Genomic DNA, 23556 nt, shown 5'->3' on the forward strand with positions numbered 1-23556 from the left:
AGGGCCGTCTCTTACTTGAGTTTTATTGTTTCAATCAATAGGGTTTCTTCACCTGAAGTTAACCATAATTGACCATCTTGAATGCTGCATTGAAATTCCATATTACGGCTGAGAAGCTTTACTAATGCTTCGCAGGTACTTGGCTCGAACTGCTCTATGGCTAAACGCTCAAATTTATTCAGGTTTTGCTCAGCTTGTGACCACCAGGTATTTACGCTGCTGCCATAACAGTATAATTTTACTGCTTTTGCTTGGTTACAGGCTTTTTTAAGGCGCTTTTCATCTAGCTGTCCAAGTTCAATCCACAGGTTAATTTCATCACTGTAATTTATTTGCCAAAGGGCAGCCTCGGTTTCATCACTAACGCCTTTACCAAACTGTAAATCTTCGTGGGCATTGAGGATGTAGGCAATTAGACGCACCATTAATCGTTGTGGTGTTTCTGAAGGGTGTTGAGCAAGGGTAAGTTGCAAGCTGTCGTAATAATTACGATCCATATCGGCGAGTTCGATATTAGCTTTGTATATAGTTGCTTTAAGGGCCATGTGTGCTTTGAGGTAATAAATAATGGCGGTATCATAACAGTATGGAGCTAACTTGCAAAAACTTGCCAAGATAAAGTAATCCGTTTGGGTTTACGATGAACGTAAAACAGGCAGTATTTATCAAATGAATAACTAGGATAATGTTAATTAATTCTACTTATGGTGAGATTTAAAGCATGATAAAGTCACAGAAATAATTATATAGCCGTTATCAACCAAGATGCATGTTTCTGAGTGCTTGGGTAATTACAATTCAAGCCGCTGTGATGGTAATAGGTATACTTTTTAATCATTTATTCTTTAAGAGGCTCACATGACAATTCAATCTTTTTTTCCGCCACAGCGCACTTTGATGGGACCGGGTCCATCAGATGTTAGCCCACGTGTTTTATCTGCCTTAGCAAGACCTACCATTGGGCATCTTGACCCTTGTTTTGTTGCCATGATGGATGAAGTAAAAGAATTACTTCAATATGCATTTCAAACGACAAACAAGTTTACTATGGCCGTATCGGCTCCTGGCTCTGCGGGTATGGAAGCTTGTTTTGTAAATTTAATTACCCCTGATGATACCGTAGTTGTTTGTGTTAATGGTGTATTTGGCATGCGTATGATTGAAAATGTTAATCGTATTGGTGCTAAATTAGTGGTTGTTGAAGGTGAATGGGGCAGAGCAGTTGACCCGCAAGCATTAGAGGCTTCACTGAAAGAAAACCCACAAGCAAATTTTGTTGCGTTTGTTCATGCTGAAACGTCTACAGGAGCATTATCTGATGCCAAAACATTGTGTGCTATCGCTAAAAATCATGATTGTTTAACTATTGTTGATGCCGTGACGTCTTTAGGTGGTGTTGAGTTACGTGTTGATGAGTGGCAAATTGATGCAGTGTATTCAGGCAGTCAAAAATGTTTATCTTGTGTCCCTGGTTTATCACCAGTAAGTTTTAGTGATAGAGCTGCAGAGGTGATTCAAAATCGTGGCATAGCGGTCCAAAGTTGGTTTCTTGATCAATCACTTGTTATGGGGTATTGGTCGGGAGAAGGAAAGCGCAGTTATCATCATACTGCTCCTGTTAATTCTTTATATGCATTACATGAATCGTTAGTAATGCTACAAAATGAAGGTCTAGAAAATAGCTGGGCTCGACATAAAACCATGCACGATAAATTAAGTACAGGGTTAGCTGAGTTAGGTTTAGACTTTATTGTGCCAGCAGATGAACGATTACCACAGTTAAATGCAGTCTATATTCCAGAGGGTATTGATGACGCTAAAGTAAGAAATTTTTTACTGAATGAATATAACCTAGAGATTGGCGCGGGTTTAGGTGCTTTTGCTGGTAAAGCATGGCGTATAGGTTTAATGGGCTATGCTGCACGCAATGAAAATGTCACCTTATGCTTAGCAGCGTTAAAAGAAGCTTTAAAGCAATAGTGATAATAGTAGCTTTAGTGATTAAGTTGAGTTGAAAGAGATAAGTTAAAATAAACAACGCTAATCAAAGCAGTAAAATGAGAAAGCCCTGTACTGATTTTATCGGTACAGGGCTTTTTTAGTTAATATTAGTCGTTCAATCATTATGTATTATTAATACATAAGTGCTGCATTGTTAACTAACTTTACCAGCTACCGCTATTTTCCATACTTAACCATGGCTCTTGTGGCTCTAGGGAACCATCTTTTTGTAATAACTCTATCGAGATGCCATCAGGTGAGTTAACAAAAGCCATGTGACCACAGCGAGGCGGTCTGTTAATTGTTATGCCGCCGTCTTGTAATGTTTGACACGTTTGATAAATGTTATCAACTTCAAAGGCTAAATGACCGAAGCTACGCCCTGCAGTATAATCTTCAGTAGAACCCCAGTTGTAAGTCAACTCAACTTCCGGGCCGCCAATCTCGGTAGCTAAATAAACCAAGGTAAATTTACCTGCAGGTACTTCAATACGTTTTGTTTCAATTAAGCCAAGTTTATTGATGTAGAAATCAAGCGATTGGTCCAAATCACGTACACGTACCATGGTATGTAAAAACTTCATAAGGCTCTCTTTTTCTTTGTTTATGGTTAAGGGGGATAAAATAGGCTGAACTACATTGCGATCAGGTTGGAGTTTATTCATACATTGTATTCGCTAGTTTATGTGTAAAACTAATAAATATTCAGTAATACAAACGCCACATTGAGCTTTTAACAGACCTTAAGCTTTTGAATTGGTTACGTCAACCTAGCGTGCTTATTAGCGTTTATCTGTCTTTAACATTAAATAAGCGACTACTTTTTTGCGTAATCAGTACTCTTGTACAATAATTAACCCCTCATGAAAGAAATTAAGTCTTGGGTTGTATGTTTTCCTTGTTTTCTTTTTGAAATTTAATTTGAGGAAATAAAAATGAAAAGTATATTTTTAACAATTATTATTGTGATGATTAGCTTTAACGTTTATGCCGAAGACAAACCTTATACTCTGGGGACTGTCTGGGAGGTCTCCTATATAAAAGTTAATGACGGTAAACTTGAAGATTACTTAAAAAACCTTAACAGTGGTTATTACCCGATTTATGAAGAATTCAAGAAGAAGGGCTGGATAACATCATACAAAGCAATCAGCTTCAATCGTAACAACCCCGACGATTGGAATTTAATGTTATTAACGGAATATCCAAACTGGGCAACCTTTGATAGAAAAGAAGCAGAATGGGAAGCTGTCGTTGATGAAGTTTTTAAAAATAAGGAAGCCCAAGAAGAAAGTGATGAAGATAGAGAGAATATTAGAGTTTTATGGGGCTCTAAAGTGGGAAGAGAAATGATACCTGTAATCTAAATGGTCTATATAAAACAGATCGAATTAATATTATTCCAAGAGACTTGTCGCGCCAATCTTATAACATGAGTTGGCGCTTTTTTATTGAATTTTAGATGCTAGGTTTTAACGCAACCAATAGGTAAAATTAATCACCGACTTTATCTTTAAACTCACATAAATCTTCAATGATACAAGAGCCACACTTTGGTTTTTTGGCTGTGCAGGTGTAACGTCCATGCAATATGAACCAATGGTGTAAGTTAAACATAAACTCTGTTTTTTTTGGTGTTAGTTTTATGATATTTGCTTCAACCTGATCTACGGTTTTACCTGGGGCATATTTAGTTCGGTTAGCAAGCCTGTATATATGAGTATCTACCGCTAAAAAGTAGTTACCTTCATTATCTTTTAGCCAGCCAAAAGCAGTGTTCAAAACCACATTAGCCGTTTTACGTCCAACGCCGGGCAGTGCTTCTAGTGCAGCTCTATTTTCTGGTACTTCACCACCATGTAAATCGACCAACATTTGACACGTTTTAATGGTGTTTTGTGCCTTGGTATTAAATAAACCAATAGTCTTTATGTAGCTTTTTAACCCATCGAGGCCAAGATCTAAAATGGCTTGAGGCGTATTGGCAACAGGGTAAAGTTTGGCAGTCGCTTTATTAACCCCAACATCAGTTGATTGGGCTGAGAGTAGAACGGCAATGAGCAATTCAAACGGGCTAGAAAAGTTTAGTTCTGTGGTTGGCTCTGGATTCTCGTCTCGCAGCCGAGTTAACATTTCTATGCGTTTTTCTTTATTCATGGCCTGACTCTTTTATTTTATCTTATATGCAAAGCTCTAGATATAAGGTCTAATATGTGAGCCATATCGAAGCTTAAACTTTAGAGTTATTTTATTGTTAACGTATATATCGTTATTAATCTTTAATAATGTTTAAGATTAAGAGTCAAAATTTACTCGAACTCTCTCTATTACTTGTTCAGTATCAACTACTTTTTTGGATTTTATATGGCTATCAATAGCATTTTTAAGTGCAATTAAAATCCCCATGGCGATAAAGGCGCCGGGGGGTAAAATAGCTAATAAAAATTGACTATCGAGTTGCATTACTTCAATTCGAAGGACACTAGCCCAGTCGCCAAGTAATAAATTTGCACCATCAAAAAGTGTTCCTTGCCCAAGGATTTCTCTTATTACACCGAGTAAAATTAAGATAATGGCAAAGCCTGATCCCATCATTAACCCATCAAAGGCTGATTGTTTGATTGGGTTTTTTGATGCGTAGGCTTCAGCTCGACCAATAATGGCGCAGTTAGTCACGATTAACGGGAGAAATATCCCTAATGATTGATAGATGCCGTAAGTAAAGGCATTCATTAGCAATTGTACGCAAGTTACAAAGGCAGCAATAATCAAAACAAAAATGGGTATACGAATTTCTTTAGGTACCCAGTGACGTATTGCTGACACGGTAATATTGGAACAGATGAGTACTAACATGGTGGCAAGGCCAAGACCTAATGCATTGGTCACGGTTGATGTTACGGCCAGTAGAGGACATAAACCAAGCAGTTGCACTAAGCCAGGGTTGTTCTTCCATAAACCTTGTATGGCTAGTTCTTTATACTCTGCCTTACGTTCAGCTTTAAGTACTGCCGCAGCTTCTTGCTCATCAGTGTTGTCAGTAATATCAGCGTCATTACTATTTGGTGGTGCTATTTCATTGCTCATTAGCAGCCTCGCTAATTGGTGATATTGATTTAGTTGTTGATAAGGCTTCGCCACAGGCATTTGGACGAGGTATTAAACTGCCTTTGTGTTGGTTAAAGTAATTTAGCGTGCTTTTAACGCCTTTTACTACTGCACGCGGCGTAATGGTCGCCCCAGTAAATTGATCAAACATGCCGTTATCTTTAGTAACTGCCCAGCGACTATCATCTTCTGAAAGTATTCGTTTGCCGGTAAAGCTCTTGATCCAATCACTTTTTCTAATTTCTATTTTATCACCTAAACCTGGGGTTTCTTGGTGCTTGAGCACTCGAACACCACTGACTGAGCCGTCATTGTTAATAGCCATAATAAAATCAATATTACCATTATAGCCTTGTGGCGCGGTACTGGTTATAGCAACGGCAACAACTTGTCCTGCTTTTCTCGCAATATAGGCGGTTTTAACTTTATTTGAGCCGAGTTCAGGCGCACTCATCATAATGCAATCATTGGCGATGTCGTTGTCATAACGACTTGGTTCAATAATGCTATGCAATGTTCTTAATAGCTGTTGTTGTTCCTGAACTTTAATGCGATCTTTAGTCAGTTCACTGACTAAACTAACAGCTAAAGTACAAGCAATAGCAAAGAGCGCAAGAATTTTGGTGTTTTTAGAGATGGCAATAGTCAGTGGTGACTTTACCGAATTATCTACGCTAGTTTTATCATTATTATTTTCTGAACTTTCAGGCTCAGATTTCCCTTGTGACGAGTCAGTTTTATCAGACATCACTTATCTCCCTTCAAATGACCATAGGTGCGAGGACGAGTGTACTGATCTATCAAGGGGGCAGACATATTACAAAGTAAAATAGCAAAAGCAACACCATCAGGATAACCACCTGAAGTGCGGATTAAATAAACCAATAAGCCAGCAAGTAGACCTACAATGATACGTCCTTTATTACTGGTAGCACCGGTAACAGGGTCTGTCAGAATAAAAAATGCACCTAGCATGGTTGCACCAGAAAACCAGTGGAACATAGTAGAAGCGCTGCTGTCTGGGCTGATGCTATAGCCGATAAAAGAGCAGATAAATAAGCTTAATAAAAAGCTTATCGGGGTCTGCCAAGCAATAGCTTTTCTTGAAATAAGAAATAGTCCACCTAACAGAAATCCAGCATTTACCCACTCCCAACCTAGGGCAAGGTTTTCACCAAAAATCGGATTTTTAATGCTTTCAAGGACAGTTAAGCCTAGACCTGTGTTAGTTTTTAACGTATCAAGCGGTGTTGCCATCGTAATACCGTCAATGCTGGTGCGTACTTGTTCTACTGAATAACCTTCAACGGTAAACCCCGTTAATATTGTTGTTAATGTATTAGTAAAGTTTAGATCCACAGCTACTAATGTAAGTGGCGGTTGCCAGAGTGTCATTTGTAAAGGGAAAGATACTAATAACATGACATACCCAGCCATGGCAGGGTTAAATGGGTTATGGCCAAGTCCGCCGTAAAGCTGCTTAACAATGACAATAGCAAACATTGTTCCAATAACGGTGATCCACCACGGCGCTAATGCCGGTAAACAGATGCCGAGTAACAAAGCTGTTAAGAGTGCACTACCATCAAATAATTCATGGGAAATAGGCTTTTTACGCAATGACAGTACGGTAAATTCACAAATAATCGCGGTTGTCATAGCTAAGCCAATGTGAATTAAATTTCCCCAACCAAAAAAGTACCACTGGGCTAAAACGCCAGGTAGGGTCGCGTATATCACCAAACGCATTAAGTTAGGTGTTTTCGTGTGGTTATGGTTATGTGGTGAACTTGCTATCCAAAATGCCATTAATTATGTCGACTCGTCGGGTTGTTTCGCTGATAAATTTCAATTCGAGTTTGTTTGTCTTTACTCATGCCTTATACACCATCTTGGTCATTTTCTTCAACTGTACTGGCTTCTTTTAGTTTTTTCTTCGCTTTAGCTTTAGCAATGGCAGCTGCAATTTTTGCTTTTTTATCGATTGCGGCAACAGGTTTACTTTCACTTTCAGCAGTATTCTCTTGTTCAATTTTTTCTGGCTTTGAGGGCTTACTATCTGTTTTTATTGAGTTGTCCGTAGAAGTAAGAACGCTTGTTTCGTTAACTTCTACTTTCTTTTCGATAATAGTCTCTACGTTAGCTTTTGCTATCGCTTTATTTTTTGCCTTAGCAATGGCGGCAGCTATTTTAGCTTTTTTATCATCCGAACCTGCTGTCTGTTCAGGTGGACTATTTTTGGTATCTTTTTCTAAGTCAGTAACCTCAGCAGCTTTACTGAGTTTTTTTGCCTTGGCCTTAGCAATGGCGGCAGCTATTTTTGTTTTTTTATCATCAGTGCTTACTGTCTTTTCAGGTGAAGTATCTTCAGTCATTTTTTCTGAGTCAGAAGCATCAGCAGATTTATTGAGCTTCTTAGCCTTGGCCTTAGCAATAGCGGCAGCTATTTTTGATTTTTTATCATCAGTGCCAACTTGCTCAGTTGAAGCAGGCTTTTCTTCTACTGCACTATCTACAATACTATCACTACCTGACTGTTTCTGAGTGGCTTCTTCTTTAAGCTTCTTCTTAGCTTTAGCTCTGGCAATAGCAGCGGCGACTTGAGATTTTTGATCATCAGCGGAATCTGCAGGCAAATCCTTTTGTGAGTTAGATGTGCTTACTTGGCTTTGATCTTTTGAGGCTTTCTTCGCTTTCACACGCGCTAGTGCTGCAGCAACCGCAGATTTAGCTCCGGTGGCTTCTGGTGTTGCTTTGTTCATAGCTGCTTTACGTGCAGCGGCTGCTTTTTTATGTTTTTCTTGTCGAGCTACTTTTTCTTTTTCTAAGCGTAATTTACGTGCTTCAAAACGAATCTTAGCTTTTTCTGCTTTTAAGTCTAATTGTTGCTGCTCACGTATTTCAGCTTTAGCAATACGATAGTAATGCACCAGAGGAATTTGACTTGGACAAACATAGGCGCAGGCACCACAATCGATACAATCACGTAAATTAAGTTTCTCTAATTGTGAATAATCTTTAGCTTTTGCGCTCCATTGCAACTCTTGCGGAAGTAATTGGCTTGGACATACATCGCTACATTGACCACAACGAATACATTCAACCTCGTTACTTTCCTTTTCAAAAGCACTCGGCATTTCTTTTTTGCTGGGTACTAAAATACAGTTACTGGTTTTAACAATAGGGACAAGCTCACTTGATACACTAAAGCCCATCATAGGACCGCCCATGATCACTGGTTGCTTTTGATTCTCAATACCTTCAACACTACATTGCTCAAGCAAGAAATTAATTGGAGTACCAAGTAATGCCCAAACATTTTGCGGTTTATTTAATGCTTGCCCAGTTACCGTAACAACACGACGAATAAGGGGAGTGTCATGCCTAACCGCTTCATTAATAGCAAAACACGTAGCAATGTTTTGCATCACAATGCCATCATGTATGGGCAGTCGACCTGATTTGACCTCTTGACCTGTTAGAATTTGAACCAGTTGCTTTTCACCACCCGTAGGGTACTTTGTAGGCACGATGCAAACTTTGATTTTCTCAATAGCAGCGGTGGCTTTTTGTAGCGCTTTAATAGCCTTGGGTTTGTTGGCTTCTATGCCAATTAAAATAACGGTAGGGGTCAACAGTCTATCAAGAATTTTTATGCCGTCTACAATGGCGTTACTTTGTTCCATCATTAATAAATCATCAGCGGTGATGTAGGGCTCACATTCTGCGCCGTTAATGATAAGAAATTTAATATCGGGCTTGCTGCTTACTTTTATATGGGTAGGAAAACCAGCACCACCCATGCCAGCAATACCAGCATTAGCAATTTTTTTAACTATTTCATGGTTAGATAGCTGTTCTAAATCTTCACAAACGTTTCTTTTACGCCAAGTGTCTTCGCCATCTACGTCAAGAAATACGCACAATTGACTTAAGCCAGATGGGTGAGCTATTACCGACATTTTGATTGCACTGATTGTCCCACTGGTAGGTGCGTGAATTGGCACTACCATAGGATTAGTACTTAACGTTAGCGCTTGCCCTTTTAGTACATGTTCACCGATGCTAACGAGTAAATCACCTTCTCGGCCGATATGCTGTTGCAGTGGAATAATTAACTGTTTTGGTAAAGCAAGATGCTTGATTGGCTTATTCGACGTTAGAAACTTTTGTTCAGGGGGATGAATACCACCATGAAAATCCCAAAAATTTCCACGCGTGATACGCTCTATTACTGATTCCACCATATTCTCCTAATCCAGTTGCTTTACTGGAATACTGGTTAAATCCCATTGCCAATTATGAATAGTATCTGGCAATTCACGCATTTCAATACAATCTACAGGGCAGGGAGCAACACATAAGTCACAACCGGTACACTCATCTATGATAATGGTATGCATTTGTTTTGCTGCGCCTATAATGGCGTCAACCGGACAAGCCTGTATACACTTAGTGCAACCGATACAATCTTCTTCAATAACAAAAGCAACTTTAGGTCGGTTACTTTTTGGAGCATCACCGCTAACATGACTATCATCAATAGGTTGAACTTCAACGCCCATTAAGTCTGCTATTTTCTTGATAGTGTCTTCACCACCAGGTGCACATTTATTAATAGCCTCACCATCAGCAACGGCTTGCGCGTATGGCTTACAACCAGGGTAGCCACATTGGCCACATTGAGTTTGAGGAAGTAGTGCATCAAGCTGATCAACTATGGGGTCGGCATCAACTTTAAAACGTACGGAGGCAAAACCTAATAGGGCACCAAAAACGGCAGCAATACTACCTAAAACAAGGATGGCAATAAGGATGTTCATGTTAAATTTTCACCAAACCGGTAAAACCAAGGAATGCTAATGACATTAAACCTGCGGTTATCATTGCAATAGCAGTACCTTTAAAAGGTGCAGGTACATCGGCATTGGCTAACTTTTCACGCATGGCAGAAAACATAATTAATACCAATGAAAAACCTAGCGCAGCACCAAAGCCATAAATAATTGATTCAAAAAAGCCGTGTTGTAACCTTAAATTCAGCAAGGCAACACCCAAGACCGCACAGTTTGTGGTGATCAAGGGTAAGAAAATACCTAATAAGCGATAAAGGCTAGCACTGGTTTTATGAACAACCATTTCAGTAAATTGTACGACGACGGCTATCACCAATATAAAACTCATGGTGGTTAGGTATTCAAGGTTTAGTGGTACAAGCAGATATGTGGTAACTAAATAACTCAGTAGAGAGGCTAAAGTCATGACGAAAACAGTGGCGAATGACATGCCTATAGCTGTTTCAGTACGTGACGAAACACCCATAAAAGGGCATAGGCCAAGAAATTGTACTAAAACAAAGTTGTTTACGAGTACAGTGCCAACGAGAAGTAACAGATAATCAGTCATTTACTTTAAAGGTCATTAGGTTATTTACGATAATTATGCCGCTATTATCCGTGTTTTTAGTTTATATAACAACACACCGGCAGTAAGGGTATTACGCTTTTATTCATTTTCTTTGCTTTGAAATAACAAATGTTACTTCTGTAAAAAAGCCGAATGCTTATGATACATTCGGCTTCAAGCAATACAAAGGGGTAAGACTAATTATAATTGTGCAGGTTTTCCAACATAATAGCCCTGACAACCATCGATAAAGAGTTTTTCTAATGTGTGCTTTTCTTCTTGGCTTTCGACACTTTCAGCTAATACGCTAATGCCAAGTCTGTGAGCTAAATCTACCATTAAGCGTAAGAAGTATTGATTGTTCTTATCATCGTCAATATCACGAGTATAAGAACTATCCATTTTAATGTAGTCAGGTGTTAAATCTCTGAAGAACTTAAATGAAGTCAAGCCTACACCAAATCGCTCTACAGTCACTCTTGAGCCTACACGGTGTAGCATGTCAACTAGGCGTTTAGCCGTTTTAATATTTTGTTGAAGACCTAGTTCTGATATTTCAAACACTAATCGAGAGGCTGCACTTGGTTCGCGCAATAACTTACGCTCTAGCCAGATCATAAAGTGCTCATTGTTAATACTCCGAGGACTAATATTAATACCATAGCTACTGTCGAGCATATTTTTGCTGGTTATCTCTTTAATGGCCGTGTCTATGATAAGTCGGTCTACATCGGTTATCTTGTCTAGTTTTTCTGCCATAGCAATAAATGTTGCTGTAGGTAACATGTTATTGTTAGCGTTAAGGAAACGCGCTAATATTTCTCCATAAACGCGAGTATTACGACCACTTGGTTGGATTGGCTGTAATAATAAGCTGATGCGACCAGCACCTAATACACTATCTATCTCTTGTCGCCAGTTTTGATTGCCATAGTTTGCGCTGCTATCATTTAAAATATCAATATCTTTTTGCGAATACCATGAATTTACTTTTTGTGTTTGAGCAACACTGACTCCGGTATCGGCTAGCGCTAATAATTCACCTAATGGCTTGGATTTATCAAAATAGACTAAGCCTGTGAAGGCTACAGAATCTAATTCATTGACTTGCTGATAGTCATTAAACTTAATTGTTAACTCACTGGCATAGTCTTCAGCTAGCTTTAGCTTCACGTTAGGTAATATAGTGGCAAAATCGGAACTGTTGAGACGAAAAATCTTCCCCGTAGGTCTTGAAATCAAAGCCGTTTTTATTATCTCGGCCACTCTTACAATATAATTGTCACCTGAGCTATAACCGTGGATTTGATTAATGGTCTGTAACTCAGAGCAACGAGTAATTAGAAGAACACCAAAATTAACCGGGCTGTCATTTACAATTTCGTTTTCATAAAATTGGACAAATCGATTTCGATTTTCAATGCCCGTTAAGCTGTCTACATGGGCTTCTATTTCTAGATTGGTTGTATTATTAAATTGCTCTGTCATCATTGTCTTGATTTCGGCAATACCTTCTTCTAAAGCAGGAATCTCAAGTAGTTGTTGATTATCCTGTTCCTTGGTAATGAAATCGGCATTATTAATTTTTGCTAGTTCATTACCAATTTGCTTGCTGATCACACTAAAAATAGTTAATTGTAATTTATAATTCAATCTTGCTGAAATAAAAACAAATATAATTGATAACGCAATAACACCGATAAACAGTTGCGTTAAAAAATTAATTATTCCGATAAAATCTAATTGGTATTGAACTTGTAAATTAAGCTCACTTACCGAGACTGTTTTACGTTGTGCTAAAAAAGAATCGAGAGGATGAATATAATTATTTTGATAATTAACGAGTATTAGAGAATCACGTTTAATAATTAAGGTTTGGTAATCGTCACTGGCCTTTAAAACAGCCGACAACGTAGTAGCGATCTCTTGTGCAGGAATATCATCGGCAACAAATTGTTGACTAATAGTTTGAATGGTTTTTTGTTGCGATAGCGTTTGCTGATTCACATAAGTGGAAAGCAAGAAAAATGCAATGCCACCTAAAGCGACTATGAAAACTAACGCAAACAATATATTTTTGATAAATAACTTAGAAAACTTATACATAATGAAATTAAATGCTCCGTTAGAAATCTATCGAGGGTAATAGATATACTGTAGAAATCAGTGCTATTTTTTTATATGAAATGATAGTCATATTTATAGCTGCATTATAAGGGCAATACTAACATATTGTAAAATATAAATTAATTTTAGCAAATATTTCCTCGATATTGATAAGACAGATTTTGCACAATAATCTACTTTTCTAGTGGATAATGCTTAATCCCTCTTGCGCTTGTTGTCGAGCCACTATATAATTTGCCGCAATAGAGCTTAATAAGATGTCACTGAATAAATTAACATGTTTTATGTTGTTTATATTCTTATTAATATTATTAGTAGTTTAGCTATTAATAACCAGATTAAATCGTTTTTTGTTTAATCTAGGGGGAAAACAGTGAAATAAGCCCCTGATTTGGGGTTTTTTTGTTTTTTTACGCGGATAAATTACGTAATTATAGACAAATACAGTAAAAATCTCGTTGGGCTATGTGCCCTTTTTTTATATCTAAAATTTATACTATGCTGCTTATGTATTTATCATGAGAGCAGAGTAACAGGAGAAAACGCTTGGCTAAATTTGAGCAAAAACTAACTGACTTATTAAGACCTGCAGTTGAAGAAACTGGCAAAACTTTGCATGGCATTGAATATATCAGTGCAGGCAACAACTCAGTTTTACGTTTGTTTATTGACCATGAAAATGGCATTAATGTTGACGATTGTGCGGAAGTAAGCCGTCAAGTTGGTGCAATATTAGATGTAGAAGATCCTATTAGTAGTGAATACAGCTTAGAAGTTTCATCACCAGGTGTTGATCGACCATTATTTGAATTAGCACATTTTCAAGAAGTCATTGGTGAAACTATTAATGTAAAAATTTCGATGCCTTTAAATGGTCGTCGAAAGTTCAAAGGGCCATTAGTTGCCATTGAAAACGATACCTTAATAGTAGAAGTTGATAGCATCGATTACGAATTAGCTATCAGCAACATAGATAAAGCGAATCTTGTCGCAAAGTTTTAAACCTTGAATAGATCAAAAACAGTTAACATAAATTAAAGGCTAAGTAGCATGAGTAAGGAAATATTACTGGTTGTTGATGCGGTTTCTAATGAAAAAGCATTACCACGAGAAAGCATTTTTGAAGCAATGGAAACTGCTTTAGAAACAGCTACCAAGAAAAAATACGAAGGAGACATCATTGTACGTGTCAGCATTGACCGTATAAGTGGTGAATTTGATACTTTTCGTCGTTGGTTGATCATTGAAGATGGCGAACCGATGGAAAACCCATACGCAGAAATTGGTTTAGCAGCAGCGCAATATGATGCTCCTGAATTGAACGTAGGCGATTATTCTGAAGATCAAATTGAGTCAGTTAAATTTGACCGTGTAACTACGCAAACAGCTAAACAAGTTATCGTTCAAAAGATACGTGAAGCTGAACGTGCTTTAGTGACTGAAGCTTATCAAGAGCACTTAGGTGAGATTGTTACCGGTGTTGTTAAAAAAGCAAGTCGTGAGAGTGTTATTGTTGATTTAGGTAATAATGCTGAAGCCGTTATTTACCGTGATGACATGTTACCACGCGAAACATTTCGTCCGGGTGACCGTGTACGTGGTTTGTTGTATGAAATCAAACCAGAAGCACGTGGCGCGCAATTATTTTTAAGCCGTACTAAACCTGAAATGCTCATTGAGCTTTTCCGTGTTGAAGTGCCTGAAATTGGCGAAGAGATGTTAGAAATTAAGGGCGCAGCTCGTGACCCTGGTTCTCGCGCTAAAATTGCCGTTAAAAGTAATGATAAGCGTATAGACCCTGTTGGTGCTTGCGTTGGTATGCGTGGTTCACGTGTACAAGCTGTTTCTGGCGAGTTAGGTGGAGAGCGTGTTGATATCGTATTATATGATGACAACGTTGCTCAATATGTAATTAACGCTATGTCACCTGCTGAAGTCGCTTCAATTATTGTTGATGAAGACAAAGGCACTATGGATATTGCCGTTGAAGAAGCTAATTTAGCTATGGCGATTGGCCGTAGTGGTCAAAACATTCGTTTAGCTAGCCAGTTAACTGGTTGGGAACTCAATGTAATGACTGTTGCTGACATGAAAGAGAAGCATCAGGCAGAAAACGATAAAGTATTAAACTTGTTTATTGATAAGTTAGATCTTGATGAAGATTTTGCCACATTACTAGCAGAAGAAGGCTTCACTTCATTAGAAGAGATTGCTTATGTTCCTACCGCTGAAATGCTAGATATTGATGGTCTTGATGAAGAGATCATTGAAGCGCTTCGTGAACGTGCTAAAGAAGCATTAACGACACAAGCGTTAGCTAGCGAAGAAACTTTAGAGGGGTCTGAGCCAGCTCAAGACTTACTTGACCTTGACGGTTTAGAGCGTCATTTAGCATTTGTTTTAGCAAGTCGTGGTGTTCGCACACTCGAAGACTTAGCTGAACAGGGTATCGATGAAATAAGCGATATTGAAGAATTAGATGAAACCAAAGCGGGTGAGCTAATCATGGCTGCGCGTAACATTTGTTGGTTTAACGAAGAATAATAACACCGGAGAATAATATAGATGGCAGATATAACTGTAGCAGAACTTGCCAAAGAAATCGGAACACCGGTGGATCGCTTAGTCACTCAATTAGCTGACTCAGGCGTGAATAAATCGGCTACCGATGCTATTTCGCAAGATGAAAAAGAAGCCTTATTAGGCCACCTTAAAAAACAACATGGTGATGAGTCGGAAGCAAAACCGAACAAACTCACTTTAAACCGTAAAACTAAGTCTACTTTGACCATGGGTCACGGAAGTAAAGCTAAGTCGGTTAATGTTGAAGTTCGCAAAAAACGTACTTACGTGAAGCGTAGTGAAGTTGAAGATGAAAAATTAGCTGAAGAAGCAGCGAAAGCTGAAGCTGAAGCAGCCATTTTAGCTGAAGCAGATGCCAAAGCGAAAGCAGAAGCAGCAGCGAAAGAAGCCGAAAATGAGAAAGGCGTTGCAGCAGCTAAAGCTGAAGTTGAAGCTGAGCGTAAAGCTGAAGCTAAAATTGAAGCGGCAGCTAAAGCAAAAATTGCGGCTGTAGAAAAAGCTAAAAATGTTGAACAAGCACCAGAAAAGGTAGCTGAGACAGAAGAAGCTAAAAAACTTCGTTTAGCACAAGAAAAAGAAACGCTAGCGAAAGTTGAAGCAGAAGCGGCAGCAGCGGCCGAAGCAGCTAAAAAGCTTGCTGAAGAAAATGAAGGTCGTTGGAAAGAACAAGAAGCTGAACGTAAAGCAAAAGAAAAAGAAGTTGTACATTTAACGTCTTCTGTCTACGCACAAGAAGCGGAAGATAAAAGTGACTCTGCTGATGAAAGTGGCCGTCGACGTAAGAAGAAAAAAGCGCCAGATCGTAATGCTCGTGGTCGTAATAGTGGCCGTGGTAAAGGTAAAACTTTGTCTTCACCACAAAGTTTAAAACATGGTTTTACAAAACCTGTTGAAACTAAATTACAAGATATTCGTATCGGTGAAACAATTTCTGTTGCTGAATTAGCAAATAAAATGTCTAAGAAAGGCGCTGAAGTTGTTAAAGCAATGTTTAAATTGGGTGCTATGGCAACCATTAACCAAGTAATTGACCAAGAAACTGCAGCACTTGTTGCTGAAGATATGGGTTTTGAAGTTGTACTTGTTAAAGAAAATGCTTTAGAAGAAGCAGTACTTGCTGACCGTAATGATACTGGTGAAGAGATTACTCGTGCACCTGTTGTTACTATTATGGGTCATGTTGATCATGGTAAAACATCACTACTTGATCACATTCGTGAAGCAAAAGTAGCTGACGGCGAAGCGGGTGGTATTACTCAGCATATTGGTGCTTATCACGTAGAAACTGGTCATGGTATGATCACTTTCTTGGATACTCCAGGTCATGCTGCCTTTACTGCTATGCGTTCTCGTGGTGCAAAAGCGACAGATATCGTAGTGATTGTTGTTGCTGCAGATGATGGTGTTATGCCACAGACAATTGAAGCAATTCAACATGCTCAAGCCTCTGAAGCGCCTATTATCATTGCCGTTAACAAAATGGATAAAGAGTCTGCTGATCCAGATCGTGTTAAAAGTGAATTATCACAACACGGCGTTCTTTCAGAAGAGTGGGGCGGTGAGGTTCAATTCTGTCATGTATCAGCTAAGACTGGTCTAGGTATTGACGAATTACTTGATTCTATATTGTTACAATCTGAAGTATTAGAGCTAACTGCTGTTGTAGATAAAATGGCAAATGGTGTTGTGGTTGAATCTAAATTAGATAAAGGCCGTGGCCCAGTAGCAACTGTATTGGTACAAGAAGGTACATTGAAGCAAGGTGATATTGTACTTTGTGGTTTAGAATATGGCCGTGTTCGTGCAATGCGCGATGAAAATGGCAAAACTATTCAATCAGCAGGTCCATCTATCCCAGTTGAAATTATCGGATTAAGTGGTGTTCCAATTTCAGGTGATGAAGCGACTGTTGTAAAAGATGAAAAGAAAGCGCGCGAAGTTGCTTTGTTCCGTCAAGGTAAATTCCGCGATGTGAAACTTGCTCGTCAACAGAAAGCTAAACTTGAAAATATGTTTGCTAGTATGGCTGAAGGCGATATTTCAGAAGTTAATGTTGTCATTAAGTCAGATGTTCAAGGTTCACTTGAAGCAATCAGTGATTCACTTCTTAAGTTATCTACTGACGAAGTTAAAGTTAAAATCATCGGTTCTGGCGTAGGTGCTATCACTGAAACAGATGCTACATTAGCTGCTGCATCTAATGCTATTGTTGTTGGTTTCAACGTTCGTGCCGATGCTTCTGCGCGTAAAGTGATTGAATCAGAAAACATCGATTTACGTTACTACAGTGTTATCTACGCATTAATCGAAGAAGTTAAGCAAGCGATGAGCGGCATGTTAGCGCCAGAGTTCAAGCAAGAAATCATTGGTCTAGCACAAGTACGTGACGTGTTTAAATCGCCTAAAATCGGTGCTATTGCCGGTTGTATGGTTACTGAAGGTGTTATTAAACGTAGCGCTCCAATTCGTGTATTACGTGAAAACGTTGTTATATACGAAGGTGAACTTGAATCATTACGTCGCTTTAAAGATGACGTACAAGAAGTTCGTAACGGTACTGAGTGTGGTATCGGTGTTAAGAACTACAATGATGTACGTGTTGGTGATCAAATTGAAGTCTTTGAAACCATCGAAATTAAGCGTTCGTTATAACTAGTATCTCATTGCTAGTAGGCACAATTATTGCGTTGGAAGTACTTATTGACATGCGTCAACTTCGTGCTTCCGCCTTATATTTGAACCAACTAGCTTCGAGCTAATAGTAAACTATTTTTCAAAAGGGGCTTATGCCCCTTTTGTGTTAATTATTGATAATTGAAAGCTGTTAGTAATAACAGTTTCATAGGAGTATACGATGGCTAGAGAATATGCCCGTACTGACCGTGTTGGTCAGCAAATCCAAAAAGAAATCGCGACTATTTTAATGCGCGAAATTAAAGATCCTCGTTTAAGTATGACGACTGTTTCAGCTGTCGAAGTTACTCGTGATTTAGCTTACGCTAAAATATTTGTTACTTTTTTTAATGATAATCAAGATGAAATAAAAGCCTCGTTAGAAGTATTAGCTGAAGCTGAAGGTTATATTCGTTCATTGTTAGGTAAACGTCTACGTGCTCGTATTATGCCGCATCTTCGCTTTGTTTATGATAGTTCAATGAGTGAAGGTGTTCGCATGAGCGCCTTAGTTGACCAAGCTGTCGCTAGTGATAAAAATGGCGACGCAGAAGTTGATGATACTCAGGTTGACGATGAACCAAGTGTTGATAGTGAGAAAGGCGAATAAGTAATGGCAAAACGTAGAAAAGGCCGTCAGGTCAATGGTGTTTTGTTATTAGATAAGCCCCATGGACTGTCATCAAACCATGCTTTACAAACAGTTAAGCGAATTTACTTTGCCCAGAAAGCAGGTCATACGGGTGCATTAGACCCATTAGCAACGGGTATGTTACCAATTTGTCTAGGTGAGGGAACTAAGTTCTCACAGTACTTACTTGATACAGATAAAACCTATCAAGTAACCGCCAAGCTGGGTATTCGTACTACGACAAGTGATGCTGGTGGTGAAGTTGTCAGTGAAAAAACAGTTGACGTTTCAAGTGAGCAGTTAGCGAAAGCTTTAGACAGTTTTCGTGGTACAACTAAACAAGTTCCGTCTATGTATTCTGCACTAAAACATCAAGGTCAGCCTTTATATAAATATGCTAGAGAAGGTATTGAAGTACCGCGCGAAGCACGTGATATCACGGTATTTAATCTTGAGTTATTACGTTTTGAACATGATGAAGTTGAACTAAATATTCATGTTTCTAAAGGGACTTATATCCGAACTATCGTTGATGATTTAGGGGAATTATTAGGTTGTGGTGCTCATGTGGCTCACCTTAGACGTTCTGCTGTAGGTAATTATCCGGTAGAAAAAATGATAACACTGCCTGAGCTTGAAGCCTTACTTGAACAAGCTAATGCGGATGAAATAACGCCCTCGGATGTTCTTGACCCATTGTTGTTGCCTATGAATAGTGCTGTCGATGGTATGCATTGTGTCTATGTTGATGATATGTCAGCCAATTTCCTACGTCACGGTAACCCAGTACAAGCTTATAACCAGCCTGAAGCAGGCAGTGTTCAAGTGTACCTTGGCGAAGATGAAAATGATGCTGACGCTGAATTTATTGGCGTAGGTTTTATCAATGATGATGGTTTAGTTGCACCTAAACGTATCGTTGTTCTAGAACAGTACTAGCGAGTTAGATTGTTATATCGCCATCGTAACTGAAGATCCAGAATTCAGTTGGAACGGTTATTAGGGGGCAGGTGAATTAATAAAGCTCTGGATTGAACTAATCACTTGCTTTTTAGTTATTGGCTGCTAGAATACGCGCTCTTTCGTCATCAAGGCTAAATTAGTGTTTGGCTTGATGCGTATTTCAATCACTCTTAACTCAATTAATATTGAGGGTAGGGTTAACACACTAAGGATTTTATAATGTCTTTAAATGCTACAGAAAAAGCTGCAATCGTTGCAGAATATGCTCAATCAGAAGGTGATACTGGTTCTCCAGAAGTTCAAGTTGCTTTGTTAACTACACAAATCAACCACTTACAAGGTCACTTTAAAGCGCACATCCATGATCACCATTCACGTCGTGGTTTATTACGCATGGTTGCACAACGTCGTAAATTACTTGATTACTTAAAAGGTAAAAACGTTGACCGTTACGGCGCGTTAATCGGTAAATTAGGTCTACGTCGTTAATAGCAATTTGCTAACGACTGTAACTTAAACGACTAAAAGGAGCCCATTGGCTCCTTTTTTGTTTTCTGCGGTTTACACTTTTACGAATAGTTACTAAAAGGGTGCATAAATTTGTGCTTTAAAGTAATAATTGCCCTTAGAAGCTAGCATTCACACGCTCAGTTAGTATAATGACCGTGAAAATTTACATTTACTGATTTTTGAATAAATTAAAAACGGTATGTATATCTTTTCAAACACAAACCAATCCAAACTGTATAATTTTTTGTTCCACTTAGTTGGGCATGCTATTCGTAGCTTTGACCAAGATACTCAGTGAATAAATAATTGTACAGATTGGTAAATATTATTAATAAAGACAAATTTAAGGAAATTAATTAGATGTTAAATCCAATTACTAAAAAATTTCAACTTGGTAAACATACAGTAACACTTGAAACAGGTGCAATTGCACGTCAAGCATCAGCTGCAGTTATGGCAAGCATGGACGATACCTGTGTACTTGTTTCAGTTGTAGGTAAAAAAGAAGCGAAACCAGGACAAGATTTCTTCCCATTAACAGTGAACTACCAAGAGCGTGCTTACGCTGCTGGTAAAATTCCTGGAAGTTTCTTTAAACGTGAAGGCCGTCCTTCAGAAGAAGAAACACTTATTGCACGTCTAATTGACCGTCCAATTCGTCCATTATTCCCAGAAGGTTTCACTAACGAAGTACAAGTTATTATCACTGTTGTTTCAGTTAACCCTGAAATTGCACCTGATATTATTTCTTTAATTGGTACTTCTGCAGCATTAGCTATTTCAGGTCTTCCATTTAGTGGTCCTGTTGGCGCAGCACGCGTTGGTTATACTGACGGTCAATACATTCTTAACCCGCTTCAATCTGAATTACCAACAAGTCAATTAGACCTAGTTGTATCAGGTACTGATTCAGCGGTATTAATGGTTGAATCTGAAGCTGACGTATTGTCTGAAGAAGTAATGCTTGGTGCTGTTGTATATGGCCATGAGCAAATGCAAGTAGCTGTTTCAGCAATCAAAGAATTTAAAGCAGAAGTTAACACTCCTTCATGGGATTGGGTTGCTCCTGTTAAAAATGCTGAATTATTAGCTAAAATTGCTGAACTTAGTGAAGCACAAGTTAACGAAGCATACCAAATTACTGAAAAAGCTGTTCGTTACGAGAAAATTAAAGAAATCCGTAGCTCAGTACTTGAAGCGTTATTAGCAGAAAATGCTGATGTTGACGTTCAAGAAGCTAAAGATTTGTTCCATGATTTAGAAAAAACTGTGGTACGTGGCCGTATTACTGATGGCAACCCTCGTATCGATGGTCGTGATCCTGAATCAATTCGTGCTTTAGACGTGATGACAGGTGTATTACCAAGAACTCATGGTTCTGCAGTATTTACACGTGGTGAAACTCAAGCATTAGTTACAGCTACGCTTGGTACTCAACGTGATGCACAACGTCTTGATACGTTAATGGGTGATAAGACTGACCCATTCATGCTTCATTACAACTTCCCTCCTTATTGTGTAGGTGAGACTGGATTTGTTGGTAGCCCGAAGCGTCGTGAAATTGGCCATGGCCGTTTAGCGAAACGTGGTATGTTGGCAGTTATGCCTTCACTTGAAGAATTCCCGTATGCAGTACGTGTTGTTTCTGAAATCACTGAATCAAATGGTTCATCTTCAATGGCTTCAGTATGTGGTACTTCATTAGCACTTATGGATGCTGGTGTTCCAATTAAAGCATCTGTTGCTGGTATCGCAATGGGTCTTGTTAAAGAAGGCGAAAAATTCGTTGTTCTTTCTGACATCTTAGGTGATGAAGATCACTTAGGTGACATGGACTTTAAAGTAGCGGGTACCACTGGTGGTATTACTGCACTTCAAATGGACATTAAAATTGAAGGTATTACTCAAGAAATTATGCAGATTGCTTTAAACCAAGCAAAAGCTGCACGTACTCACATTTTATCTGTAATGGATGAAGCTATTGGTGGACACAGAGATGATATCTCTGAATTCGCTCCTCGCATTCATACAATGAAAGTTAGCCAAGATAAGATTCGTGACATCATTGGTAAAGGCGGCGCAACTATTCGTCAACTTACTGAAGAAACGGGTACTACTATTGAAATCGAAGATGACGGCACAGTTAAAATTGCTGCAACTTCTGGTGAGCAAGCTGAAGATGCAATCAACCGCATTAAAGCACTAACTGCTGAAATTGAAGTAGGTACACTTTACACAGGTAAAGTTGTTCGTATCGTTGATTTTGGTGCGTTCGTTAATGTTCTTCCAGGTAAAGATGGTTTAGTACATATTTCACAAATCTCTGAAGAGCGCGTTAATAACGTAAGTGAAGTATTAACTGAAGGTCAAGAAGTGAAAGTTAAAGTACTTGAAGTTGACCGTCAAGGCCGTGTACGTTTAAGTATCAAAGAAGCTATGGAAAAACCAGCTGCAGAAGCAACACCAGCTGCTGAGTAATTATGTAAAGTAATAGTTTAGTAAAAAACTTTTACATTTCATTAAGTAAAAAGGAGCCACATGGCTCCTTTTTTGTTTATAATGAAATGATTCCAGTTGTTAGTTATTTATTTATAAGGCATTTTTGTGCATTCTTTTATCAAAACAATTATTCTAATTTTACTCTTAAGTAGTACGCTGTTGACACAAGGCTGTGCTTCAAGTCAGGGGGAGAATAACAATAATATTTCTTCATCAATAATGAATAATATTGTAATTGCTGAACCCCTTAGTATTAACTATAAGAGTGAAATCGCGATTGCACGTTTAACTGAAGTGATAAATAGAGCGAAAATATCTGACGTTCAAAGAGCACAGTTATTTTATGACCGTGGTGTTTTATACGACAGTGTTGGTTTACGATCATTAGCAAGATTTGACTTTTCTCATGCATTGCAATTAAAACCCGACTTAATTGATGCTTATAATTTTTTAGGTATTCATTACACACAATTGCAAGAGTTTGCTCAAGCCTATGAGAAATTTGATTCGGCATTAGATCTAGCACCTGATCATGAGTATGCGTATCTTAATAGAGGTATAGCGCTTTATTATGGCTCTAGACCTGAACTTGCCAGTATTGACTTTAAAGCCTTTCATCAAAAGCAGCAAGATGATCCATACCGCTTGTTGTGGTTGTATTTAACTGAGTATGAGGTAGATCCACTTGCGGCAAAATACTCGTTGAAACAACGTTCAGAATTAGTTGATGAACGTACTTGGGCTAAACAGGTTGTTTACCTGTATCTAGGCGAAATTTCACAAGGAGATTTTGTTAAAAACTTAACAAAAGATATAAGATCAAATAAAGAGCTGACCGAACGTTTATGCGAGGCCTATTTCTATTTAGGTAAATATAACCAAACCTTAGGTTATCGTGGAAGTGCAGCTAATTACTTTAAGCTGGCATTAAGTACTAATGTTTACGAATTTGTTGAGCATAGATACGCGAAGCTTGAACTAGATTTAATGCGCACTAAAAAAGTCGCTGAAAGTCAGCCTTAACAATCTAGCCTGATTAACTCAGGCTAAATTAT

At 38.5% G+C, this 23556-nt stretch carries 20 protein-coding genes; 10 read left to right on the forward strand and 10 right to left on the reverse strand.

Going from position 1 to position 23556, the window contains the following annotated elements:
• Window positions 1-11: 11 nt before the first annotated feature.
• Complete coding sequence (locus tag CPS_RS09745; RefSeq protein WP_011043008.1) at window positions 12-545, reverse strand: YaeQ family protein; 534 nt, start codon at window positions 543-545, stop codon at window positions 12-14.
• A 313-nt stretch (window positions 546-858) separates the two neighbouring features.
• On the opposite strand from CPS_RS09745, the gene CPS_RS09750 reads away from it, so the two are divergent.
• Window positions 859-1980, forward strand: a complete 1122-nt coding sequence (locus CPS_RS09750) for a pyridoxal-phosphate-dependent aminotransferase family protein (protein WP_011043009.1) — start codon at window positions 859-861, stop codon at window positions 1978-1980.
• Window positions 1981-2165: 185 nt separating this feature from the next.
• Here CPS_RS09750 and CPS_RS09755 read toward each other — a convergent pair whose 3' ends face one another.
• Entirely contained in the window at window positions 2166-2585 is a 420-nt protein-coding gene (locus tag CPS_RS09755; RefSeq protein WP_011043010.1) for a VOC family protein, read from the reverse strand.
• Window positions 2586-2936: 351 nt separating this feature from the next.
• Between CPS_RS09755 and CPS_RS09760 the strand changes: the two genes are divergently transcribed.
• Window positions 2937-3368, forward strand: coding sequence for a hypothetical protein (locus CPS_RS09760; RefSeq protein WP_011043011.1), 432 nt, complete (start codon window positions 2937-2939; stop codon window positions 3366-3368).
• Window positions 3369-3495: 127 nt separating this feature from the next.
• On the opposite strand, the gene nth is transcribed toward CPS_RS09760, so the two are convergent.
• The 8 genes from nth to CPS_RS09800 form a co-directional block, all read right to left on the reverse strand.
• A complete protein-coding gene (gene nth, locus CPS_RS09765; RefSeq protein WP_011043012.1) occupies window positions 3496-4158 on the reverse strand; it encodes an endonuclease III in 663 nt (220 codons plus the stop codon).
• A gap of 138 nt (window positions 4159-4296) precedes the next feature.
• A complete protein-coding gene (locus CPS_RS09770) occupies window positions 4297-5088 on the reverse strand; it encodes an electron transport complex subunit E (protein ID WP_011043013.1) in 792 nt (263 codons plus the stop codon).
• A complete protein-coding gene (gene rsxG / locus CPS_RS09775) occupies window positions 5078-5857 on the reverse strand; it encodes an electron transport complex subunit RsxG (RefSeq protein WP_011043014.1) in 780 nt (259 codons plus the stop codon). Before rsxG ends, CPS_RS09770 begins: the two co-directional genes overlap by 11 nt.
• The gene (gene rsxD, locus CPS_RS09780) at window positions 5857-6918 is read right to left on the reverse strand and encodes an electron transport complex subunit RsxD (RefSeq protein WP_011043015.1); all 1062 of its coding nucleotides are present in this window, start codon (window positions 6916-6918) and stop codon (window positions 5857-5859) included. The genes rsxG and rsxD overlap by 1 nt, the downstream gene beginning before the upstream one ends.
• Window positions 6919-6989: 71 nt before the next feature.
• Window positions 6990-9356 carry an electron transport complex subunit RsxC gene (rsxC, locus tag CPS_RS09785; RefSeq protein ID WP_011043016.1) on the reverse strand — a complete coding sequence of 789 codons (2367 nt, stop codon included), beginning with the start codon at window positions 9354-9356 and terminating at the stop codon, window positions 6990-6992.
• A 6-nt stretch (window positions 9357-9362) separates the two neighbouring features.
• Window positions 9363-9932, reverse strand: a complete 570-nt coding sequence (rsxB, locus tag CPS_RS09790; protein ID WP_011043017.1) for an electron transport complex subunit RsxB — start codon at window positions 9930-9932, stop codon at window positions 9363-9365.
• Between the two features lies 1 nt (window position 9933).
• Window positions 9934-10515, reverse strand: coding sequence for an electron transport complex subunit RsxA (rsxA, locus tag CPS_RS09795; RefSeq protein ID WP_011043018.1), 582 nt, complete (start codon window positions 10513-10515; stop codon window positions 9934-9936).
• A 201-nt stretch (window positions 10516-10716) separates the two neighbouring features.
• Window positions 10717-12621, reverse strand: a complete 1905-nt coding sequence (locus CPS_RS09800; protein WP_011043019.1) for an EAL domain-containing protein — start codon at window positions 12619-12621, stop codon at window positions 10717-10719.
• A gap of 567 nt (window positions 12622-13188) precedes the next feature.
• Between CPS_RS09800 and rimP the strand changes: the two genes are divergently transcribed.
• The 8 genes from rimP (at window position 13189) to nlpI (ending at window position 23524) form a co-directional block, all read left to right on the forward strand.
• Window positions 13189-13644, forward strand: coding sequence for a ribosome maturation factor RimP (gene rimP / locus CPS_RS09805; protein ID WP_011043020.1), 456 nt, complete (start codon window positions 13189-13191; stop codon window positions 13642-13644).
• Window positions 13645-13692: 48 nt separating this feature from the next.
• A complete protein-coding gene (nusA, locus tag CPS_RS09810; RefSeq protein WP_011043021.1) occupies window positions 13693-15186 on the forward strand; it encodes a transcription termination factor NusA in 1494 nt (497 codons plus the stop codon).
• Window positions 15187-15207: 21 nt separating this feature from the next.
• Entirely contained in the window at window positions 15208-17877 is a 2670-nt protein-coding gene (gene infB, locus CPS_RS09815; protein WP_011043022.1) for a translation initiation factor IF-2, read from the forward strand.
• A gap of 202 nt (window positions 17878-18079) precedes the next feature.
• Window positions 18080-18508: a 30S ribosome-binding factor RbfA gene (gene rbfA / locus CPS_RS09820; RefSeq protein WP_011043023.1), complete on the forward strand. Its 429-nt coding sequence runs from the start codon at window positions 18080-18082 to the stop codon at window positions 18506-18508.
• A 3-nt stretch (window positions 18509-18511) separates the two neighbouring features.
• A complete protein-coding gene (gene truB, locus CPS_RS09825; RefSeq protein WP_011043024.1) occupies window positions 18512-19468 on the forward strand; it encodes a tRNA pseudouridine(55) synthase TruB in 957 nt (318 codons plus the stop codon).
• A gap of 243 nt (window positions 19469-19711) precedes the next feature.
• The gene (gene rpsO, locus CPS_RS09830; protein WP_011043025.1) at window positions 19712-19981 is read left to right on the forward strand and encodes a 30S ribosomal protein S15; all 270 of its coding nucleotides are present in this window, start codon (window positions 19712-19714) and stop codon (window positions 19979-19981) included.
• Between the two features lie 381 nt (window positions 19982-20362).
• The gene (gene pnp, locus CPS_RS09835) at window positions 20363-22480 is read left to right on the forward strand and encodes a polyribonucleotide nucleotidyltransferase (RefSeq protein WP_011043026.1); all 2118 of its coding nucleotides are present in this window, start codon (window positions 20363-20365) and stop codon (window positions 22478-22480) included.
• Window positions 22481-22606: 126 nt separating this feature from the next.
• Window positions 22607-23524 carry a lipoprotein NlpI gene (gene nlpI / locus CPS_RS09840; protein WP_041736888.1) on the forward strand — a complete coding sequence of 306 codons (918 nt, stop codon included), beginning with the start codon at window positions 22607-22609 and terminating at the stop codon, window positions 23522-23524.
• Window positions 23525-23556 lie beyond the last annotated feature (32 nt).

The sequence above is a fragment of the Colwellia psychrerythraea 34H genome (genome assembly GCF_000012325.1).
GTDB classification, from domain to species: Bacteria; Pseudomonadota; Gammaproteobacteria; order Enterobacterales; family Alteromonadaceae; genus Colwellia; species Colwellia psychrerythraea_A.

Coding starts and splice junctions, on each gene's coding strand:
- rsxA (WP_011043018.1), bottom strand. CDS start 10,515: ATGACTGATTATCTGTTACTTCTCGTTGGCACTGTACTCGTAAACAAC.
- rsxD (WP_011043015.1), bottom strand. CDS start 6,918: ATGGCATTTTGGATAGCAAGTTCACCACATAACCATAACCACACGAAA.
- rsxG (WP_011043014.1), bottom strand. CDS start 5,857: ATGTCTGATAAAACTGACTCGTCACAAGGGAAATCTGAGCCTGAAAGT.
- rbfA (WP_011043023.1), top strand. CDS start 18,080: ATGGCTAGAGAATATGCCCGTACTGACCGTGTTGGTCAGCAAATCCAA.
- CPS_RS09755 (WP_011043010.1), bottom strand. CDS start 2,585: ATGAAGTTTTTACATACCATGGTACGTGTACGTGATTTGGACCAATCG.
- rsxB (WP_011043017.1), bottom strand. CDS start 9,932: ATGAACATCCTTATTGCCATCCTTGTTTTAGGTAGTATTGCTGCCGTT.
- CPS_RS09770 (WP_011043013.1), bottom strand. CDS start 5,088: ATGAGCAATGAAATAGCACCACCAAATAGTAATGACGCTGATATTACT.
- CPS_RS09750 (WP_011043009.1), top strand. CDS start 859: ATGACAATTCAATCTTTTTTTCCGCCACAGCGCACTTTGATGGGACCG.
- nusA (WP_011043021.1), top strand. CDS start 13,693: ATGAGTAAGGAAATATTACTGGTTGTTGATGCGGTTTCTAATGAAAAA.
- truB (WP_011043024.1), top strand. CDS start 18,512: ATGGCAAAACGTAGAAAAGGCCGTCAGGTCAATGGTGTTTTGTTATTA.
- CPS_RS09760 (WP_011043011.1), top strand. CDS start 2,937: ATGAAAAGTATATTTTTAACAATTATTATTGTGATGATTAGCTTTAAC.
- CPS_RS09800 (WP_011043019.1), bottom strand. CDS start 12,621: ATGTATAAGTTTTCTAAGTTATTTATCAAAAATATATTGTTTGCGTTA.
- rpsO (WP_011043025.1), top strand. CDS start 19,712: ATGTCTTTAAATGCTACAGAAAAAGCTGCAATCGTTGCAGAATATGCT.
- nth (WP_011043012.1), bottom strand. CDS start 4,158: ATGAATAAAGAAAAACGCATAGAAATGTTAACTCGGCTGCGAGACGAG.
- rsxC (WP_011043016.1), bottom strand. CDS start 9,356: ATGGTGGAATCAGTAATAGAGCGTATCACGCGTGGAAATTTTTGGGAT.
- CPS_RS09745 (WP_011043008.1), bottom strand. CDS start 545: ATGGCCCTTAAAGCAACTATATACAAAGCTAATATCGAACTCGCCGAT.
- pnp (WP_011043026.1), top strand. CDS start 20,363: ATGTTAAATCCAATTACTAAAAAATTTCAACTTGGTAAACATACAGTA.
- infB (WP_011043022.1), top strand. CDS start 15,208: ATGGCAGATATAACTGTAGCAGAACTTGCCAAAGAAATCGGAACACCG.